Annotated in this window: 18 protein-coding genes; 10 read left to right on the forward strand and 8 right to left on the reverse strand. The window is 71.2% G+C overall.

The window, feature by feature from the left end; translation table 11 throughout:
- Positions 1–136 precede the first annotated feature (136 nt).
- Positions 137–505 carry a YrdB family protein gene (locus AMK19_RS26735; protein WP_083647390.1) on the forward strand — a complete coding sequence of 123 codons (369 nt, stop codon included), beginning with the start codon at positions 137–139 and terminating at the stop codon, positions 503–505.
- 35 nt (positions 506–540) lie between these two features.
- Here the strand turns inward: AMK19_RS26735 and AMK19_RS26740 are convergent, their stop codons facing one another.
- Both AMK19_RS26740 and AMK19_RS26745 read right to left on the reverse strand, forming a co-directional pair.
- Positions 541–1,296, reverse strand: a complete 756-nt coding sequence (locus AMK19_RS26740; RefSeq protein WP_083647391.1) for a TVP38/TMEM64 family protein — start codon at positions 1,294–1,296, stop codon at positions 541–543.
- 189 nt (positions 1,297–1,485) lie between these two features.
- The gene (locus AMK19_RS26745) at positions 1,486–2,388 is read right to left on the reverse strand and encodes a deoxyribonuclease IV (protein ID WP_073816342.1); all 903 of its coding nucleotides are present in this window, start codon (positions 2,386–2,388) and stop codon (positions 1,486–1,488) included.
- A gap of 189 nt (positions 2,389–2,577) precedes the next feature.
- Here AMK19_RS26745 and AMK19_RS26750 point away from each other — a divergent pair, with 189 nt between their 5' ends.
- Positions 2,578–3,222: a class I SAM-dependent methyltransferase gene (locus AMK19_RS26750; protein WP_073816100.1), complete on the forward strand. Its 645-nt coding sequence runs from the start codon at positions 2,578–2,580 to the stop codon at positions 3,220–3,222.
- Between the two features lie 174 nt (positions 3,223–3,396).
- Here AMK19_RS26750 and AMK19_RS26755 read toward each other — a convergent pair whose 3' ends face one another.
- Entirely contained in the window at positions 3,397–4,590 is a 1,194-nt protein-coding gene (locus tag AMK19_RS26755; RefSeq protein WP_073816101.1) for an MFS transporter, read from the reverse strand.
- An 86-nt stretch (positions 4,591–4,676) separates the two neighbouring features.
- On the opposite strand from AMK19_RS26755, the gene AMK19_RS26760 reads away from it, so the two are divergent.
- The 4 genes from AMK19_RS26760 to AMK19_RS26775 all read left to right on the forward strand — a co-directional run bounded on the left by AMK19_RS26760 (position 4,677) and on the right by AMK19_RS26775 (position 9,186).
- Entirely contained in the window at positions 4,677–5,933 is a 1,257-nt protein-coding gene (locus AMK19_RS26760) for an ROK family transcriptional regulator (protein WP_073816103.1), read from the forward strand.
- 105 nt (positions 5,934–6,038) lie between these two features.
- Positions 6,039–6,452: a TOBE domain-containing protein gene (locus tag AMK19_RS26765; RefSeq protein ID WP_073816105.1), complete on the forward strand. Its 414-nt coding sequence runs from the start codon at positions 6,039–6,041 to the stop codon at positions 6,450–6,452.
- Positions 6,453–6,649: 197 nt separating this feature from the next.
- The gene (locus tag AMK19_RS26770) at positions 6,650–7,351 is read left to right on the forward strand and encodes a glycerophosphodiester phosphodiesterase (protein WP_073816106.1); all 702 of its coding nucleotides are present in this window, start codon (positions 6,650–6,652) and stop codon (positions 7,349–7,351) included.
- Between the two features lie 767 nt (positions 7,352–8,118).
- The gene (locus AMK19_RS26775; RefSeq protein WP_083647392.1) at positions 8,119–9,186 is read left to right on the forward strand and encodes an AI-2E family transporter; all 1,068 of its coding nucleotides are present in this window, start codon (positions 8,119–8,121) and stop codon (positions 9,184–9,186) included.
- Positions 9,187–9,205: 19 nt separating this feature from the next.
- On the opposite strand, the gene AMK19_RS26780 is transcribed toward AMK19_RS26775, so the two are convergent.
- Complete coding sequence (locus AMK19_RS26780) at positions 9,206–10,159, reverse strand: alpha/beta hydrolase (protein ID WP_241844615.1); 954 nt, start codon at positions 10,157–10,159, stop codon at positions 9,206–9,208.
- 187 nt (positions 10,160–10,346) lie between these two features.
- Between AMK19_RS26780 and AMK19_RS26785 the strand changes: the two genes are divergently transcribed.
- Positions 10,347–11,189, forward strand: a complete 843-nt coding sequence (locus AMK19_RS26785) for a spermidine synthase (protein WP_198953465.1) — start codon at positions 10,347–10,349, stop codon at positions 11,187–11,189.
- A gap of 205 nt (positions 11,190–11,394) precedes the next feature.
- Here AMK19_RS26785 and AMK19_RS26790 read toward each other — a convergent pair whose 3' ends face one another.
- Positions 11,395–12,399: a GNAT family N-acetyltransferase gene (locus tag AMK19_RS26790; RefSeq protein WP_073816111.1), complete on the reverse strand. Its 1,005-nt coding sequence runs from the start codon at positions 12,397–12,399 to the stop codon at positions 11,395–11,397.
- Between the two features lie 528 nt (positions 12,400–12,927).
- The gene (locus tag AMK19_RS26795; protein ID WP_073816113.1) at positions 12,928–13,143 is read right to left on the reverse strand and encodes a heavy-metal-associated domain-containing protein; all 216 of its coding nucleotides are present in this window, start codon (positions 13,141–13,143) and stop codon (positions 12,928–12,930) included.
- Between the two features lie 393 nt (positions 13,144–13,536).
- On the opposite strand from AMK19_RS26795, the gene AMK19_RS26800 reads away from it, so the two are divergent.
- Both AMK19_RS26800 and AMK19_RS26805 read left to right on the forward strand, forming a co-directional pair.
- Positions 13,537–14,097: a chloramphenicol phosphotransferase CPT family protein gene (locus tag AMK19_RS26800; protein WP_073816115.1), complete on the forward strand. Its 561-nt coding sequence runs from the start codon at positions 13,537–13,539 to the stop codon at positions 14,095–14,097.
- A gap of 81 nt (positions 14,098–14,178) precedes the next feature.
- Complete coding sequence (locus AMK19_RS26805; RefSeq protein WP_073816117.1) at positions 14,179–14,910, forward strand: carbon-nitrogen hydrolase family protein; 732 nt, start codon at positions 14,179–14,181, stop codon at positions 14,908–14,910.
- Positions 14,911–14,935: 25 nt separating this feature from the next.
- Here AMK19_RS26805 and AMK19_RS26810 read toward each other — a convergent pair whose 3' ends face one another.
- Positions 14,936–15,430 (reverse strand): DUF5709 domain-containing protein, encoded by a 495-nt coding sequence (locus AMK19_RS26810; RefSeq protein WP_073816118.1) that lies wholly within the window; start codon positions 15,428–15,430, stop codon positions 14,936–14,938.
- A 357-nt stretch (positions 15,431–15,787) separates the two neighbouring features.
- On the opposite strand from AMK19_RS26810, the gene AMK19_RS38265 reads away from it, so the two are divergent.
- Positions 15,788–18,631, forward strand: coding sequence for a helix-turn-helix transcriptional regulator (locus tag AMK19_RS38265; RefSeq protein ID WP_073816120.1), 2,844 nt, complete (start codon positions 15,788–15,790; stop codon positions 18,629–18,631).
- 3 nt (positions 18,632–18,634) lie between these two features.
- Here AMK19_RS38265 and AMK19_RS36145 read toward each other — a convergent pair whose 3' ends face one another.
- Positions 18,635–18,799, reverse strand: coding sequence for a hypothetical protein (locus AMK19_RS36145; RefSeq protein ID WP_158071950.1), 165 nt, complete (start codon positions 18,797–18,799; stop codon positions 18,635–18,637).
- Positions 18,800–18,901: the final 102 nt, after the last annotated feature.

Raw genomic sequence — 18,901 nt, forward strand, 5'->3', positions numbered from 1 at the left:
GGGGCAGGGTGCCGTGCGGTTCGGGTGGGGCGGGGCAGGGTGGGGGGTGGGGCGGGGTGCGGGGTGGGTGTGGGCGAGGGGGTGCGGTGCGATGATCGGGTAGTCGTTGCTTGTTAATGCGGGTGGGGGTGCGGGTGTGCGCAAGGTGATGACGGGGGTGCAGTTGGCGCTACGTCTGCTGCTGGAGCTGGCCTCCCTGGTGGCGTTGGCGGTCGGCGGCTACGGGCTGTGGGGCGGAGGCCCCGTGGTGGTGCGCGTGCTGATCGCGCTGGTGCTTCCGGTGGCGGCGGCCGTGCTGTGGGGACGGTACGCAGCGCCGCGACGGCCCGTACGCGACTCGGCAGCGGCCTGGTACGGCGTCCAGTTGTTGATCTGGGGCGGCTCGGTCGCCCTGCTGGCGGTCACCGGACACGCGGGCTGGGCGATCTGGCTCGGCGCGCTGATGATCGTCAACACGGTGTGGCTGCGGATCGTCGGCGAGTGGTCGCCGGAGATCGAGCGGTAGGGGAGTGGCAGCGTCCGAGCGGTGAGGCGAGGCGGTCAGGCGGAGCGGCGGGGGCGGGCACGCCAGAGCGAGACGGCGCTGAACACGCACATCGCCGCGATCACCGACGCCGAGATCAGGAACGCCGGGGAACCGGGCGAGCTCGCGCTCGCCCCCGCGATGACGTAGGCCGCCGTGGTCGGGACGACACCGAGCACAGTCGCCGCCAGATACGGCCAGAATCGGACGCCCGAGAACGCGCACGCGAAGTTGCCCGCCTGGAACGGCGCCCCCGGGAACAGCCGCACCAACAGGACGCTGCGGAAACCCTGCTCGGACAGTCGGCGGTCGATCTCGCTCAGCACCTTGCCGCGCACCAGCGGCCGCAGCGCCTCCCGGCCGAGCGACCGGCCGAGCGCGAATGCCACGATCGCGCCGATCGCCGACCCGGCCACCGCCAGCGGCACGCCCCACAGGGACCCGAACAGCAGCCCCATCCCCGCGTTCAACGCCGGACGCGGCAGAAACGCCACCGTCCCGAACGCGTAGGCCGCCAACGCGATCGGCATCCGCCACGGACCGGTTGCCGCCGCGAGCACCGCCGCCGGACTCCAGAGCAGCAGCGAGGCCGCGGCGGCGGCCAGGACGGCCACCAGCAGACCGAGGCGCAGCAGCGCGCGGCGGTGCGGGTGGAGGTGGCTGGTGGGAGCGTTGTCGTTCGGGCCTGCGCTCGGGGTGGTGCTGGTCGCGCTGGAGTCGGCGTCGGCGGGGCGTGACGCGGTGGGGCCGGGTATCGGCTGCGGGGCGGGCACCCGGGGAGCTTAACCGGCGCTGTGACCGAGAGTTGTCGAGGGGCCCCGGTAGGGGTTGCGCGGCGCCGAAGGGGCCTCGGCCAATTGCCGAGAGGGTGTCGGGGGGAGCTCTCACCAGGGCCCGGCCGCCCAATGCGGCCTCCCGGTACTTGCGCCTTGCTGTGGACGCGTTCATGGGCGCGGTCGGGATCAGGCGGCGGGCCGGCGCAGTTTCTTCAGCAGGGCGATGTCTGCGGCGTGGCGGACGCCTTCGACGCGCTCGGGGTCGTGGCGGCCGTCCGGAGTCTCGATGATCAGCGGGACGCCGGCGGTGGCCGGGTGCGCCAGCAGAGCCGCGAACGCGGGGGCACCGATGTGGCCGGTACCGATGTTCTCGTGGCGGTCCTTGCGGGCGCCCGCGACGTCCTGCGAGTCGTTGGCGTGGATCAGCTTGAGCCGGTCCGGGCCGACTGCTCGGTGCAGCGCGTCGAAAAGCTCGTCGACGCCGTTGGCGGCGGCCAGGTCGTGACCGGCGGCGAAGGCGTGGCAGGTGTCCAGGCAGACGCCTACCAGCGGATGGTGGTCGAGCGCGTCCAGGTAGGCGGCGAGGTCCTCCATCCGCGCGCAGAGCGAGCTGCCCTGACCGGCGGTCGGCTCCAGCAGCAGCCGCGGGGCATCGTCCCCGTACCGGTCGAGGCCGTCCAGGATCGGCAGGACGTGCGCGCGAACCTGGGCCAGCGCCTCCTGCCGGGTGCCGCACAGCGCCGATCCCGTGTGAACCACCGCACCGAGCGCGCCGATCGCCGCCGAGCGGTGCAGCGAATGCGTCAGCGACTCCGCCGAGCGCTCGCGGGTCGCCTCCGAGTCCGACCCGAAGTTGATCAGGTACGGCGCGTGGACGTACGCCGGGATGCCCTGCTCGGCACAGGCCGTCCGGAACGCCAGATCGTGCGCGGCATTCCCGGCCGGCGTGGCCCACCCGCGCGGATTGGCGACGAACACCTGCACCGCCTCCGCACCGACCTTGGCGGCATAGGCCAACCCCGTGCCCACCAGCCCCTTCCCGGCAACAGGGACATGGGCGCCGATCGGGTTTCGCGGGGCGGAATTCATGGCGACGAGCATCCCACGGCAGGATGGACCCGCTTGTCACCGGGATCGACGACGGCTCTCTGCCGGAGCGGCCTGCCTTGTCGGCGCGGCCGGGTCGGCCGGGTCGGTCTCATGGGGTTGGTTGGGCTGGCCTCGGAGGGCCGGTCGGGTGGCCGGCGGGCGGACCATGGGACGGAGAGGCGAGAGCAGATGGGCGATTCGCTGGCGCGGGCGCAGCGTGAGCACTGGGAGCGGACATACTCCGCGCACCCCGGCATGTACGGGGACCGGCCGTCGGAGTCGGCGGAGTGCGCCGCCACGGTGTTCCCGCCCGGGGGAGTCGTTCTGGAGCTCGGCGCCGGCCATGGGCGCGACGCGCTGTTCTTCGCCCGCCGGGGCTTCGCCGTCATCGCGGCCGACTTCAGCCCCGTCGGCCTGGATCAGCTCGGTGCCCGCGCCGCCGCCGACGGTTTGGCGGTGACCACCCTGGTGCAGGACGTTCGTCGGCCGCTGCGCCTGCCGGACGGGTCGGTCGACGCGGTGTACGCGCACATGCTGTTCTGCATGGCGCTGACCGCGGCCGAGTTGGAGGCGCTGGTCGGTGAGGTGCGGCGGGTGCTGCGCCCCGGAGGCGTGCTGGTGTACACCGTGCGACACACCGGAGACGCGCACTACCGGGCCGGGACCGGCCAGGGCGACGACATCTGGGAGCACGGCGGCTTTGCGGTGCATTTCTTCTCGCGCGACCTGGTGGATCACCTCGCGGAAGGCTGGGGCCCGGCCGAGGTCGAACCCTTCGAGGAAGGCGACCTGCCGCGCCGGCTGTGGCGTGTGACGCAGCGACGGACGGGCTGAGATGTGGCAACGGGCCGTCGGGCGCGGCGGCGTGGGTTCGCGCGCTCGGCGTGCTCCGTGGCGCGCCCGCCGGTGACGGACGAGGCTCGGGGCCGCGCTCCTCGTGCGGCAGGGCCGGCTGTCGGCCCGGCGGGAGGTGCCACCGGGCCGGGCCGTGGTCCGGTCTCGGCGACCTCAGCCGGTGGGCTCCAGGGAACCGGCCCCGGCCGGGGAGCCGGTCTCCTTGCGGTGGCGCATGGCAGTGGCGGACGGAACCAGCGCGGCCGCCAGCAGCGTGACGACGGCGAAGGAGACCGTCAGCGAGCTGGACTGGGCGATGCCGCCCACCACGGCCGGGGCGACCAGGCCGGAGGTATACGTGATGGTGGCGACACCGGCGATGGACTGGCTCGGGTTGCTGCCGGCCCGGCCGGCGGCGGCGAACGCGAGCGGAACCACCACCGCGATGCCTATGCCGATCAGTGCGAACCCCGGAATGGCCGCGTACGGGCTGCGGGTGAGGACCACCAGCAGACCGCCGACGGTGGCGACCACGCCGCCGACCCGTACCGTGCGTACCGGGCCGAGCCGCCGGACCACCGCGTCGCCCGCCAGCCGGGCGACGGCCATGGTGGCGGCGAACGCCGTGTAGCAGGCGGCGGCGGTCGACGCGGAGGCACCGGTGATGTCGCGCAGGTAGACGCCGCTCCAGTCCATCGACGCGCCCTCGGCGAAGACGGCGCAGAAACCGACCAGGCCGATGACCAGGGATTCCTTCGGCGGCAGTGCGAAGCGGGGCGGCACCTCCTGGTCGGTGGTCGGTCGAACGTCCAGCACGCCGCGCGAGACGACCTGCGCGAGCACGACCAGGATCAGCGCCGTCACCGTGTACTGGGCCCGGGCGTCCACCTGCTGGTGCGCCGCGAGCACGCCGAAACCGGAGGCGACCAGGCCGCCCAGGCTCCACATCCCGTGCAGGCCCGACAAGATCGACCGGCCGAGCCGTTCCTCGACCTCGACGCCCTGGGCGTTCATCGCGACGTCCGACATGCCGGACGTCGCGCCGTAGACGAACAGCGACAGGCAGAGGACCACCAGGTTGGGGGAGAACGCCGGCAGCACCAGCGAGAGGCACCACAGCGACAGCAACCCCTGCAGCGCCGCCCGGGCACCGGCGCGGTGCACGATGCGACCGGCCAGCGGCATCGCGAGCGAGGCACCGATCGCCGGGAACACCAAGGCGAGACCGAGCTGACCAGGACTCAGATCCAGCTGGTCCTTGATCCACGGGATGCGGCTGACGAAGGTGCCGGTGACGGCACCGTGGACGGCGAACACCAGCGCCACGCTCAGTCTTGCGCGCCGGACGTCCTTGAGAGTTTCGCCCATGCCGGGCTCCCCCCTTGGGTCGGTCGGATTGGCAATAAACTATCAGGGACCCTGCCTGATAGAAACCTCTGGAAGGATGCAGGCTCATGACGACCGCTCGCACCGCCACGCCGAGCACCGCCCGGGCCATCAACGACCGGCTCGCTCTCGACCTGCTGCTCGAACGGGGCCCGCTCACCGCATCCGACCTGCGCACGCTGACCGGGCTCTCCCGGCCCACCGTCGCCGATCTGCTCGAGCGCCTCCAGCGCAGCGGACTGGTCGCCCAGGCCGGGGAGAGCGCCGCACTCCGCCGTGGCCCCAACGCCCGCCTGTACGGACTGGTCGCCGATCGCGCCCACCTCGCCGGGATCGACATCCGGGCCACCGGGGTCAGTCTGGTGGTGGCCGATCTGACCGGGCAGACCCTCGGCACGGCCACCGTCGCGGCCACGGCACGGACATCGGCCTGGGCGGACGGCCCAGCCTCGAGGTCTGCCCGCGCGGAAGCGGGCGAGGTCGCGGAGGGCGGGGCGGGGGACGGCGACCTGCTCGTGGAACGGACCGTCGAAACGCTGCTCGCGACCGCAGCCGAGGTCGGCGCCCGCGAATTGCACACCGTCGCCGTCGGCGCGCCCGGGCTGGTGGACCCGGTGAGCGGCTCGCTCAACAACTCCGGAAAGCTGCCGGAGTGGCACGGCAAACTGCTCGCGGCCCTGCGTGCCCGTCCCGGTACGGAGGTGATCCTGGAGAACGAGGTGAACCTGGCCGGGATCGCCGAGCATCGGATCGGCGCGGCGCGGGGCCGCAAGGACTTCGCCCTGATCTGGCTGGGCCACGGCATCGGCGCATCGGTGGTGCTGGACGGCCGGCTGCGGCGCGGTGCCTCCGGCGGAACCGGCGAGATCGGCTTCCTGCCCGTCCCCGGGACCAGCGGCCTGCCGGACGCCACCCGGTGCGACGGCGGCTTCCACTCGCTGGCCTCCAGCGCCGCGATCTGCGAACTCGGCGCCCGCCACGGCCTGACCGCCGAGCCCGCCGGATCGGAACCCGGTGCCGAGGCCGTCGTCCGCCTCGCCGTACGGAGCGGAGCCGACGACTTCCTCGACGAACTGGCCGGGCGGATCGCCGTCGGGGCCTCCGCGATCTGCGTGGTCCTCGACCCCGGCTGTGTGGTGCTGGGCGGCGAGATCGGCCAGGCGGGAGGCTCCGAACTGGCCGCCCGAGTCGAACGCCACCTGGCCCGGCTCTCTCCGCTCGCCACCGAGGTCCGGGCCGGCACGGCGGGCGGCGGCGCGGTGCTGGCCGGCGCGGTGCTGACCGCCGGGGATGCGGCGCGACGCGAACTCTTCGGAGGCGAGTGAGGCTCCGGCAGCGGCCGAGAGTGGGGTGTGAGCGGGGGTGGCTGCCGGTACGGCAGGATGGCGGAGTCTGTCCCGATTACCGCGAGCCGCCCAGGAGCTGCATTCATGGCCATCCCCGACCGGCCCGTCCACCCGTACCGCATCGGAGAGGCGGCCTCCATGCTGGGGGTGAGTGCCGACACCATGCGACGGTGGGTGGACGCGGGGCGCCTGCCCGCGACCCGTGACGAACACGGACACCGGATCATTGCCGGGGCTGAACTCGCTTCCTTTGCACGTGAGTTGGCGCGCCCGGAGAACAGCGATGCGGAGGGTCGGTCCTCGGCGAGGAACCGGTTCCCCGGGATCGTGACCGCGGTCGTGCTGGGCGACGTGGCCGCAAAGGTGGAGATCCAGGCAGGGCCGTTCCGAGTGGTCTCGCTGATCAGCCGGGACTCGGCGGAGGAACTCGGCCTGGTGCCCGGTGCACCCGCCACCGCCGTCATCAAGTCGACCAACGTGGTCGTCGAGCGTCGCTGACCCGCTGCCCGGTCGGTGAGCCGCGGCCGGTGGCCCGACGGCCTTCCGGACCGGCGGGACGCGGCGGCCGCCATCAGGTGCCGGAGGTACCTGCGCAGTGCTGGACGGGTGCCGCCTAGGATGCGGAGTCCTGCGGCCAACCGCTGGCGAAGCGGCCCGTGGTGTGAGTTGCCCGACCGTGCGAGAGGACGACCCCGTTGAAGAGCCGCGTGCGCGCCGTTGCCCACCGAGGCGAGCCGTACCAGCACCGCGAGAACACCCTGCCTGCGGTCGGCGCCGCCCTTGCCGCAGGAGCGGACGCCGTCGAGGTCGACGTGCAACTCACCCGGGACGGCGTGCCGGTACTGCTCCACGACCGGACCCTGGAGCGGCTCTGGAACGACCCGCGCCCGATCAACCGCGTGACCGCCGAACAGCTCGCCGAGGTGGCCGCGCCCGGCCTGCGGATCCCCACCCTCGCGGAGACGCTCACCGCCGTTGCACAGACCGACGGCCGACAGCTGCTGATCGACCTGGACGACGCCCAGCCGGCCGCCGCGACCTGGCGGACCGTCAGCGACCTCGGACTGGCCGACCGTGTCGCGTTCTGCGGGCCCGTTCTCGCGATGCTCGCGGTGCGGGAGCTCGCTCCCCAGGCGGAGATCTCGCTGACCTGGAACCGGCCTCAACTGCCCAAGCAGCGGCTGCTGGAAGAACTGCGCCCGACCTACCTCAATCCTCCCTTCGGGTTGGTCGACGAGCGCCTGGTCGCGACCGTGCACGACGCAGGCCTTGCGCTCGCCACCTGGACCGTCGACCTGCGCAGGACGATGCGGCGAATGCTCGACCTCGGCGTCGATTCGCTCACCTCCAACCGGGTGGCACTGCTGCGCCGGACGATCGACCAGCACCGCGGCTGACCGCCGCCGATCGGCCCGGCGGCCGGCGACCCGAGTGGCGGCTCCGGCCAGCAGCCTGAGAACGCCGACGGCCGTGATGGCACGTGAAGTCATAGAGGTGTCCGATCTGCTTGTCGGCGCGTTCGGGGAGGGCGCGTGGGTGCGTGGGCGCGGTCGGTGGTCAGGCGGGGGTCTCGGCGGGGGTGAAGCCGAGCGGCGGGGCCAGGTGGTGGCTGGTTTGGCGGCGGCGACGGTGCGTCCAGCGCGCCGCATCGTACGTACTGCAGCGGGCTATCTGCCGCGATGACCGTTATGTGCTGAAATGAGACGATCATGACGGCGCGTCAGCGGTGGAGGTGGCGGTGGCAATGGAAGGCTCCCCGGACCCACACGAGTCGAACGAGCACGGCGGACCGCCGACAGAGCCCGACGACGAGGCCGGTCCGGAGCAGCCCGAGGGGAACGGTTCGGATCGGGGCCCGTCAGCAGCAGAGCCGGCTGATCGCAGACCACCGGACGGCGGGCATGACGGTCCAGCCGATGCCGATGCCGACGACGGCGCAACCGGTGCGGCCAGCGGAGAGCGGTCCGACGGTCCTGTCCCTGGCGGGAAGGCCGGGGAGAGCGACCATGGGACTGCTGGCTCCGGCGCGGCGCACGCATCTGGTGAGCGATCGACATCAAGTGGAACCACCTCCATAGGTACTGAGAGTTCGTCGGGTGCGGGTACGGGTACGGCGGTGGCCACCACCCGAAGTGCGGCACCGGACAATCGGAGACCGGCCCTGATGCTGCCGCCGTCCATCCGCGCGGCCGCCGCCTGGTCCGCAGCGGTGATCCTCTTCATCACCGTCGCCGGGTTCGCGGTGTTCGTGGTCGTGGAACTCAGGGCAGCCACCATCCCGATGCTGATCGCCCTGCTGGCCACCGCCCTGCTCTACCCCGTTATGCCATGGCTGGTGAAGCGGGGCGTCAGCCGTGGCACGGCAGCAGGGCTGACCTGCGCCACTCTGGTGCTGGTTGTCACCGGCGGCATCGGACTGCTGGTCAACTCACTGGTGAGTAGCGCCCCGCAGATCGCTGCGGGTCTTCAGCAGGCGGGCGACCGAATCGCCTCCTGGCTCGGACCGCTCGGCGACCGGATCCAGTACGCGCTTCGGCAGAGCGCCGGTTCGGGAAGCACCCTGGTGGACTCCCTCGCCAACGGAGTGCTGTCCGGACTCGGCCTGATCACTCAGCTGCTGACCGGAGGTGTGCTCGCCCTCGCTCTGGTCTTTTTCTTCCTGCGCGACGGTCACCGGTTCGGTGACGCCATTCACGAGACGATGCCGGGCAAGCACTCCGACACCGTGATCGCCTGCGGTCAGCAGGCCTTCGCGGCCATGGCCGGCTTCATGCGCGGCACCACCCTGATCGCGCTGATCGACGCGACCTTCATCTCCATCGGACTGCTGCTCCTCGGCGTCCCGGGTGCAGCAGGCCTGGGCGCTCTTGTCTTCCTTGGGTCCTACATTCCGTTCGTCGGGGCCTTTCTCTCCGGGACGGTCGCGGTACTCGTGGCCCTGGCGAACGGTGGTCTCGGCACCGCTCTCTGGGCTCTCGGTGTGGTGTTGGCGGTCCAGGCGATCGAGGGCAACATCCTCCAGCCGGTCATTCAGAGCCGGACCGTCGAGCTCCACCCCGCGACGATCATGATTGCGGTGGTAGCCGGTTCCGGAATCGCCGGAATCATCGGAGCGCTGCTCGCCGTTCCGGTCAGCGCGGCCGGTCTCGGAGTGGTGTCAGTACTGCGCGGCGGTGCGGAGACACCGTGGGTGCCCGCGAGCCGCCGCAAGCGACAGCGCTCGGAGAGCTGAGGTGCTCGCCGCGAGGCGGTCATGGAGTGGGGAAGTAAGCGGCGAGCCAGCGGTCGAGCTCCACGAACACCTGGGCCCGGACCGGCTCGGCCGAGAGGACCAGGTCGTGGACACCGCCTTCGATGCGGATGGTGGTGACATGACGGCCGAGGCGCGGCGCGAGTGCGGCGATGTCATCGGCGCGCAGGACCGCGTCGGTGTGCATCAGTGCGGGATCCCACCGACTGGTGACGGTGGAAGCCGTGGAAGCCATCATCAGTACCGGACAGTCGACGGAGATCCCGCGCCGGAGCGTGCGGTGCCCACGCTGGATCGCCGCCAGCCAGCCGGCGTAGAGCGGAAAGCCCTCGGCCGGCTTCATCGCGAGGTCGAAATCCCAGCTGCCCCGGTGTTCGCGGTGAAGACTGTGGACGTAGTGCGGGTTGAGCGGGGCGGGCAGCTTCCGGGTGGGGGAGGCACGGCCGAGGGCATCGAGAGCCGGAGCCCCGAGCGTACGAACCGCAGGCGAGGCAGGCATTGACAGGAACGGACTGTTGAGGAACAGTCCGTCGACCAGCCCATGCCCGCCGCGCCGGGACGCCCACAGCGCAGTCACCAGCCCGCCGGTGGAATGCCCGTTCACCAGCAGCCGGGTATGACCGTCGAGTTCCCGGATCACGCGAATCGCCTCGTCCAACTCCTCGTCGTACACGGCGAGGTCCGTGACGAAGTTGGGGGAGTGGTGCGGACGGAGCGACCGGCCGTACTTGCGCAGATCCAGGGCGTAGAAGGAATAGCCGGCGGCGACGAAGTGGTCGGCGAGGTGGGTCTGGAAGAAATAGTCGGTGTAGCCGTGCACATACAGCACCGCTCGGCGGGAACCCGGGACCAGTCTGCGGACCAGGGTGGCACTGACCGCCCCTTCCTCGTCCGGGACCAGTGGGAGCTCCGCCGCCTCGTACGGGGCACCCAGGATGTCTTCGCGGAACTCCATGCCAGCCACACCCACTTCCTGCTCTGCCGCGCCGCCCCGGGCTCTCCGAGGCGGTACCACTTCCGCGACCATACCGGGCGGTAGGTCGCTCCGTTTGGGAAGACTGCCCTGGTCGGGCCTAAGCTGCCCGCATGGCTGTCCCTTCGTCGATCGTTTTCCGCCCCGTCACGTTTCGGAGGCCTGTCCGATGACCGGACCGGCCGGACTGCCGGACCCGCGCCCTGTGGAGCGCGAGGTGGCGCTGGGGACCGCCAAGTTGATGCCCGACATCGATGACGAGGGGGGTTGGCTGCTCACCCTCGACGGCACGCCGCAGTCGTATGTCGATCTTCAGGACCCCACGCATCTCGAGTTCGAGTACGTCCAGCGGATCGCTCACCTGCTGGACGTGGTCGCGGATGCCGGGGAGCCGCTCGATGTCCTGCACCTTGGCGGTGGCGCGCTCACTCTGCCTCGCTATCTTGCTCGGACTCGGCCTCGCTCGCGGCAGCAAGTGGTCGAGGTCGACGGCCCGCTGATCGAGTTCATAGCAGAGCACCTCCCCTGGCCGCCCGGTATCGACGTGGTGGTCGGCGACGCCCGGTCGGCACTCGAATCTGTGGCGCCCGGGACGTTCGACGTGGTGGTCGCCGACGTGTTCCGAGGCTCGCGGACGCCGGCGCATCTCACCAGTGTGGAGTTCGTCCGGCTGGCCGCGGCCACGCTCCGGCCCGGCGGATGCTACGCGGCGAACCTCGCAGACGGCCCGCCGCTTGCATTCGCCAAGGCCCAAGTGGCCACGGTTGCTGCAGTTTTCGCCCACGTCTGCCTGGTGGCCGAGCCCAGCGTGCTGCGGGGCCGCCGTTACGGGAACGTCCTGCTGATCGGCTCCGACGAGCCGTTGCCCGCGAAGGAGTTGAGTCGGTTGCTCGCCTCCGACCCCTTCCCGGCCCGGCTGACGGAATCGCCGCAGCAGGCTTCCGAGCCGGTCACAGATGCGACCGCCGAGGACTCGCCGCCCCCACCGGCGGGCGCGTTCTCGTTGAGTTGAGACCGACCGCAGGTTGCGCGGAGTGCTGTGCAGGAAGTCGTACTTGATGGCGAACTCCTTTCCATGGAAGACGACGGCTACGAGCCAGGCACCGGCAGGTGGTCAGGCGTCGGCCGGACGGCGAGCTGGAACGGCGGCTGGGGCGGGCCGTCCGGCCGACGGCAGTCATGGGCGGTTGTCCCGACTGGCTATGCGGTGGGGCTGATCAGCCAGCGGAGAGAACCAGCCGGCGCGCTATCTCGCTGTAGCCGAGCAGTTCAAAGGCGGCGATCATGGGGTGGTTGGTGAGGTCGGTGTCGGCACGGACGACGGTCTCCTTGGCCTCGGTGGCGAGGATTCGGGTGATTTCGGCGAGGATCTCGGCCACGAAGCCCCGTCCGCGGAACTCGGGGAGGACACCGAGGTAGCCCACCACCGAGGTGTTGCAGTTGCGCGAGGGGATCCCGAAGCCGACCACCTGACCTGTGGACATCCGGGCTATTCGCCACCAGGAGCGTTCACCGAGCATGTCGTGGCGATAGAAGGCGACATCGTTCCGGGCTTGCTCCTCGGGCCCGACGAGCAACGCCTCTCGTGTGGTGGCCGCGTCCAGGCTCCCGGGGAGAGTGCGGCGCAAGAGATCGACGAACACCTCGTCGTCGGGCTCCGGAGTGAAGACGAGCCGCTCCGAGACGGAGGGGACCGGGCCTTCCGCAGTCCACTCGAAGCGGAGACGTTCGGTGACAACGCGGAGACCGGCCGCCTTCGACGCCTCGCGGCGCCACTTCACCGCAGCCGCAGTCTCGGGTTGGTCGCGCCAACTCGGCGGCAGGAACAGATGGTACTCCGGCAGGGCGGTGAGGCCGTCAGCGGCGAAGGCCTGATGGGCGGCTGTGAGCAAGGCAGCAGCAGTTGCGGAGCGCGGATCGCCGGAAGGCTGGGACGGAGGGAACGTGCGCGCATCGGGACGGCTGAGAACCGATGAAGCAGCGGTGGAGAACAGGCCGTCCAGGCTTCGGGGGTGGGTGTCGCCAGGCATGCCCCACCAGATGGCGAGCAGCAACGGCGCTCGCCCAGGACCTGTCTCTGCGACCCAGATCCACTCCGGACGGTACTCGCCGTCGGCGAGCCGGGACCGGACGACGTCGGCGGAGAGCATGGTGGACGGGTCGGGCTGGATGCAGGAAAGGACAGCGTCCAGCTCTTGGGGAAGGATCGGACGGAAGATCACAGGGCCTCCGGAACAGGGAAGAGCGGGAGGCGATCCCGATCGTGACGATCCGTGATGACCCCCCGCAGGTGGTGGATCAGGTGGTCGCGCGAGCGATCGGGTGCGCCGTGGGGCTGGGACGAGCTATCGGAACCACCGCGGAACCTCCTCTCGAAAGCTGAAAGCGAAAGCTCGGCGTCAGTTCTTTGCTGGGTCAGTATCGAACCCTTGGTAGAACCGACCTGCCGTCAGTGGCTCGAAGACTAGAGGGCTGTCGGACCGCCTGCAAATTATTTTCCGGGGGACTTTTCGCAGGGCTTCGGTGGCCCCTCCGGCAGCAGACGTTGGTGTTACAGCTAATTACCCGAAAGAGTGGACCCGGAAATACTGCCACCGAGCGAGATTGGTGAGGCTGCGGCGGCGGTAGAACTGGCGATGGCGGCGGCGAGCTTGAGAGGAGGTGCCGGCCGATGAGTGGGCAGAGTGACGGGCCGGCACCGGCGGACGGCAGCTGCCAGGGGCTGAGGCGCCCCACGGCGATGCCGTAGGTCAGAGGCGGTCGCCGAGGGTGAAACCGGCAGAGGTGGCGGCGGCTCGGACCTGGTCGTCATCCAGGGGTTGAGACGACTCGATGATGATTCGGCCGGCCTGCATGTCGGCGCTGACGCCGGTGATGCCGGGCAGCGCGTTCAACCCGGCGGTGACAGTGCGCTCGCAGTGGCCGCAGCTCATTCCATTGAAGGTGAACACGGTGATGGTGGGCATGGATTACCTCCGTTGAACCGGTCGGGTGTGGCAGTCGGTCAGTGAGTCGACGATGCCGCAAGGTCCAACGTGGGCAAGGCGGTGCGGGCACTGGGGTGAGCCGTGTTGTGCCCCCATCGGGTGGTGTCCCGGGAGGTCCTTTGTTGATTGTCGGCTAATAATGACTCTGTGGATGGCGATCGGAATATTCCGCCTGCATTGCGGGTGCGGATTCAGCCGGCGGTCGAGGAAATCGTCTGGCCGATTTTCTGGTCAGGAGGAAAGGCGAGTGTTCGGTGTTCATAGTGGAAAGCTTATTGCCCCTGGCTGCGTCGATTCCGGGGGCTGCCGAGTGGTGAGGTCTGCTGATCTGGCAAGGTTGGCTGCAGTCGGAAACGTGACAGGGGTGGTCGTGTGGGTGAGACGGTGGGGCGCATCATTTTTCTCAATGGCACATCCAGTTCGGGGAAGTCGAGCGTTGCGCACGAGCTGCTGGACGTGCTCGACGACGAGGTCTGGTTCCATCTCGGCGTCGACACGTTCAACGCGATGCGGACCAAGCGGGCCATGGAACAGGCTCAGTTCGACGAGGCGCTGAAGCGGACCAGGATGGGGTTCCATCGGTCGATCGCCGCGATGGCGGAAGTCGGGAACAACGTGGTCGTCGACCACGTCCTGAGCGAACCGTGGCGGCTGGCGGACTGTCTCGACGTGCTCAGCCCCTATCGGGTCTTGTTCGTAGGGGTTCGCTGTGACCTGGACGAGTTGATTCGACGTGAGACCGCCAGGGGTAACCGGCCATCCGGGCTGGCGGCCGTTCAGTACGACCTGGTGCACCGTCATGGCGACTACGACCTGGAATGTGACAGCGGAGCGTACTCACCCCGCGAGTGCGCCGAGCAGATCAGAGCGTTCCTGCCGAACCAACCGGAGTCGACCGTCTTCGGGCGACTGCGGGAAGGCGCAGGTCGGTAGCCTCGTTCGGCCTCCGGGTGAGGCCGGGGCGACGGTGGTCGGTCAAAGCGGGAGGTCGGAGTGTCAGGGAAGGGAAGCGGCATGGTGCAGGTTCGGGTGTCGGCGGCGCAGTTCGAGTGCGTGCCGGGAGACGTGGAAGCGAACGTCGGGCAGATTGCAGAGCTGGCGCGGGAAGCGCGGGAGGCCGGCGCAGTCGTGGCGTTCGGCCCGGAGCTCTGCCTTACGGGGTACGAGCTCGAGATGATCGCTACGGACCGCGGGCTGTGGGCGGAGCCGGACGACAGGCGACTCGATCCGCTGCGTGAGGTCGGCATAGCCGTGGTGGTCAACGGCGTTACCGCGGGTCCGGGTGGTGAGCCGCAGATCGTCAGCACCGTGTTCGGGCCGGACGGGGCGGTGGTGACGACGTACGCGAAGGAGCACCTGTACGAGAACGAGCAGGAGGTGTTCACGGCGGGCAGCGGTGGCGGCCGGTTCTGGCTGGACGGGGTCGGCTACTCGCTGGCCACCTGCTTCGACAACCATTTTCCCGAGGTGACGGCGCGGAACGCCGAGCTGGGGTGCCAGGTCCACCTTGCCAGTTCGCTGTACGGCACCGCGGGCGGGCGGGAAGAGCGGCGTACGGTGCATCCGGCGATCGCAAAGGCGAGCGGGATGCACGTGGTGCTGGCCAACCACGTCGGTGTCGCCGGGCCGTGGACGGGCTGTGGAGGCAGTGCTGTGTGGGCGCCGGACGGGTCTGTGGTGGCGGAGGCGGACGAGACCGGTCCGCAGCTGCTGGTGGCCGACCTGGAGGTTCGGATGAGCAGGTGAGACGGACGGGAGCGGGCGGTGGACGTCAGCGGTACTCGTCGTCGGGCACACGGTCGGCCAGGTCGTCGAGAACGGTGAACCCGACCGCCTCGCGCAGTGGTTCGTCGGGGACGGCGTCGTCGAACTCGGCCTCGGCGTCCTCGTCGGGGTAGACCAGGTGCACGGCGGCCTCCTCGGCGCTGGCCGCCCCGCCGTCGGGGCCCACGTCGGAGCCGGCGGTGTCGATTCCGTCCTCGACCAGGCGTCCGGCACGCGGGGACGGCCCGGCGGTCCAGCGGTCGTCGACCACCTCGGAGTTTTCGTCGGGTTCCTCTTCGGACAGCAACTGCTCCAGGGACTCCCCGCGTGCTGCCTCCCTGGGCGTGGTGCCGTACGCGGTCGCGCCGTGGTATCGGTCGGAGGGGAGGATGCCGGTGTCCAGCGGGTCGTCGTCGAGCCGGTCCGTGAGCAGGGAGTCGGCCGGTTCGAGAACGCCGTCGTCCTCGGCAGGATCCGGGTCCTGGGAGTCCCAGTCGGTCATGACAACACCTGTCCTCGTCACTCGGGGTGAGGTCCCACGCAGCTTCTTCATGCTTGCCAGGGAGCCACCCGGCTCGCAACAGGACGCGGTGGCGGCGGCCTGGGAATGCGTTGCGGGACAGCTGGGCGGAGGCGAGTGAGCGGGGGCGCTGGTCGGGCGAGGGGCGGAGCTGGACCGGCGTCGGCTTTGTTGAGTGTGAAGTGGTGCCGAGGTAGGACGGCGGCGACGGGAGACGGAGGGCGGAGCTGGTCGGGTCGGTGGTGCAGCAGGGAATGTGAGTGGCTCGGAGATCGAGCGGACTGGTCGGTCGGTGCGGTCGGCGGGAACGATGTGGGCGAACGGAGGAGGTGCGCAGTGATGAGGGGCGGCGGAGTGCCGGGGTTCGTCGGGCGGCGGCGTGAGCTGGCTAGGCTGGCCGCAGCGTTGCGGGCGGTGCCCTCGGTGGTGCTGGTGGAAGGCGAGGCGGGTACCGGGAAGTCCGCACTGGTGCGGCAGGCACTGGCGGTGGCCGGGACGGCGCCGGAGCGGGTGCTGAGCGGGTACTGCCATCCGATCGCCGAGCCGATGCCGTACGGGCCGATGCTGGATGCGTTGCGGTCCAGCGGTCCGCTGCTCGCGGAGGTGGCACCGTTGCCGGCGAGCGCAGGTGCGCTTCGGTCGTGGCTGCCGGAACTCGGAGCGTGGCTGCCGCACGCACCCGAGGGCGGGGACGAACGGCATCGGTTGGTGCAAGGCATCCGGGCGCTGCTCGACGCGCTGGGCCGTGTGGTGCTGGTGGTCGAGGACGCGCAGTGGGCGGACCGGGCGAGCCGCGAGCTATTGCTGCTGTTGGCCAGGGACCCTCGGCCGGGTCTGTCGTTGCTGGTGACGTACCGGGCGGAGGAGCTGGCTGGGGGGGTGCCGGTGCTGGGCGCGGCCTACCGCTGCCCGCCGGGGGTGGCCGGCGGATTGGTGCAGCTCGGGCCGCTGGAGGAGGCAGAGGTACGGGAGCTGGCGGCCCGGGAGTGGAGCGCGGAGGCGGTGCCCGAGCTGGTGGCCGTGCTGAGCGAACGGTCCGGTGGCCTTCCGGCCCTGGTTGTCGAGGACCTGGCGGCCCTGCGGGAGAGCGGTCCGCACTCTGAGCCGGCGGTGGCACTGGCGGAGACCGAGCTGCCACGCGGGCTGCGAGACGTGGTCGCCGAACGGTTGGCCGGGCTCGGACCGGACGCACTCACGGTGGCGGAGACGGTGGCGGTGTTGGACGCGCCGACCAGCGAGGAGGTGATCGGCGAGGTGGCGCAGCTGTCGGCCGAACGGGTGGCGACGGCCCTGGTGGAGGCGCTGCGGGCAGGCGTCCTGGCCGAGCCCATGGCGGCCCGGTACGCGTTTTGCCGGGAACCCGTCCGGCAGGTGGCGTATCGGCGCATCCCGGGGCCGGTGAGGTCGGCGCTGCACCGGCGGGTGATCGCAGTGCTGCGTGCTGCCGAGCCGCAGCCGCTCGCCCGGATCGCCGCGCACACCAGGGCCCTCGGCGACCGGGCCGCCTGGCAGGGGGTGGCCGAGGAAGCTGCTGAGCAGACGGCCGAGCAGGGTGACCCGGCGGCGGCCGGGCTGCTGTTGCGGGAACTGCTGGCGGAGACGGATCTGGCCCCCGAGCGGCGGGTGCGGGCGGCTCGGGCGCTGTCGGCCATCGCCGCGAACGCCGCCGACGACACCGCGAGCACCGCCGCGCTGGGCGGGATCGTCGCCGACCCGCGTCTGCCGGTCCCGGATCGGGGCGAGATCCGGTTGACGCTCGGGCTGCGGGTGGCCGTCCAGGGCGGTGACCGGGCCGGGTTCGCGCAGATCGAGCGGGCCGCCGACGAACTCGCCGAGCGTCCCGCCAGGGCCGCGCGTGCGCTGGTGGCGCTGGCGATGAACGAACGCGACGGTGCGGGTGCAGCCGCCCGGGAGCACATGGCGAAGGCCGCCGCGGCGCTGGAGGTCGAGCCGGACGAGGAGGTCGCCGCCGCCTACCGGGCCACCCTGCTGACCTTCCAGGCCCGCGAGGGCGACCCCGCGCTGTGGCCCGAACTGGACCGGCTGCCACGCGACTCCACCAACCCGGAGCTGGTCCGGCAGACCACTCGGGCCCTGTACAACGTCGGCGACATCGCCCTCGACACGGGGCACGACCAGCGAGCGGGCCGGTTGCTCGCCGAGAGCCGGGCGTTGGCCCGGCAGGCCGCGAGTTCCTACCTGGAGTGCTACAGCCGGATCGCCCTGCTGCGGCTGGACGGGCTGGCCGGGCGCTGGCAGGGCCTCGAGGAACGGTTCGCGGCGCTGGGCACGGAGTTCCCGGACGTGGCGATGGCCGGTGTCGAGCGCGCCATGCTGCTGGGGCGGTTGGCCGCCGCGCGGGGGCGGCTGGCGGTGGCCAGGGCGGAGTTCACCAGCGCGGCCGAGTACGGGGAGCGGGAGTCGCAGGTCACCGCGGCGCTGCGGGCCGCGGCCGGTCTCGGTGCGCTCGAACTGGCCGAGCACGGCGGGGCGGCGGCTGCCGCCGTGGTGGCGTCCGCCGTGGCGATCCTGCGGCAGGCGGGGGCCTGGGCGCGCAGCGGGGAGCTACTGCCGGTGGCAGTGGAGACCGCACGAGCGATCGGCGACATCGACGCGGCCCGGCACCTCACGGAGGAAGCCGCGGAGGCACTGGGCGGCGTCGATGCACCGGCCGCGCACGCCGGACTCGAACTGGCCCGGGGCCACCTGCTGGACGGCCTCGGCGGCACCGGTACCGAAACCGGCGGCGGTGCGGCCGAGGCCTACCGGCGGGCACGGGACGCGTGGCGGGCGATCGGCCGCCCGTACGAGGCTGCCCGCGCGGAGGAGCGGCTGGCCCGGGTGCTGGCCGAGCACGACTCGCAGGCCGCGGCCGAGTGGCTGACCGCCGCGGAGGCGGCCTTCACCACGCTCGGGGCGGCGTCCGACGCGGCGCGCTGCCAGCACGTCCGGCGTGATCTCGGCCTCGGGCGGACGGCCTCGCCGGGGCGGCGAGGTTACGGCGAGGCTCTTTCGCCACGCGAGCGGCAGGTGGCGGAGCTGGTCGCGCAGGGGGCCGGCAACCAGGACATCGCGCAGGCGCTGTTCCTGTCGCCGCGTACGGTCGAGCACCACGTGGCGAGCGTCCTGCGCAAGCTCGGGGTGGGGCGGAAGGAGGTGGCGGAGGCGTTGGCCGCCAGGTGACGGTCAGTCGACCGTCCGGGAGTGGTGGGGCAGGCGGGCGAGGTGGGCGAGGGTGGCCCGGCGGGTCTGGCGTTCGACGGTGCCGCGGCGCGGACAGCGCGCGGCGGGGTGCTCGAGGGCGGTGAAGTGCTCGCTGGCGTAGAGGCGGAAGCGTTCGCGGCGGGTCATCCGGATCTCCTGACTGGGGGTGGGGAGAGCGGACACCAGCTTCGCCGTGGGTCGGTGGGCTGATCAATGCGTAGGGGATACCCATCCCGAACGGCGAAGAGT

It is taken from the genome of Kitasatospora sp. CB01950 (assembly GCF_001905465.1).
Taxonomy (GTDB): domain Bacteria; phylum Actinomycetota; class Actinomycetes; order Streptomycetales; family Streptomycetaceae; genus Kitasatospora.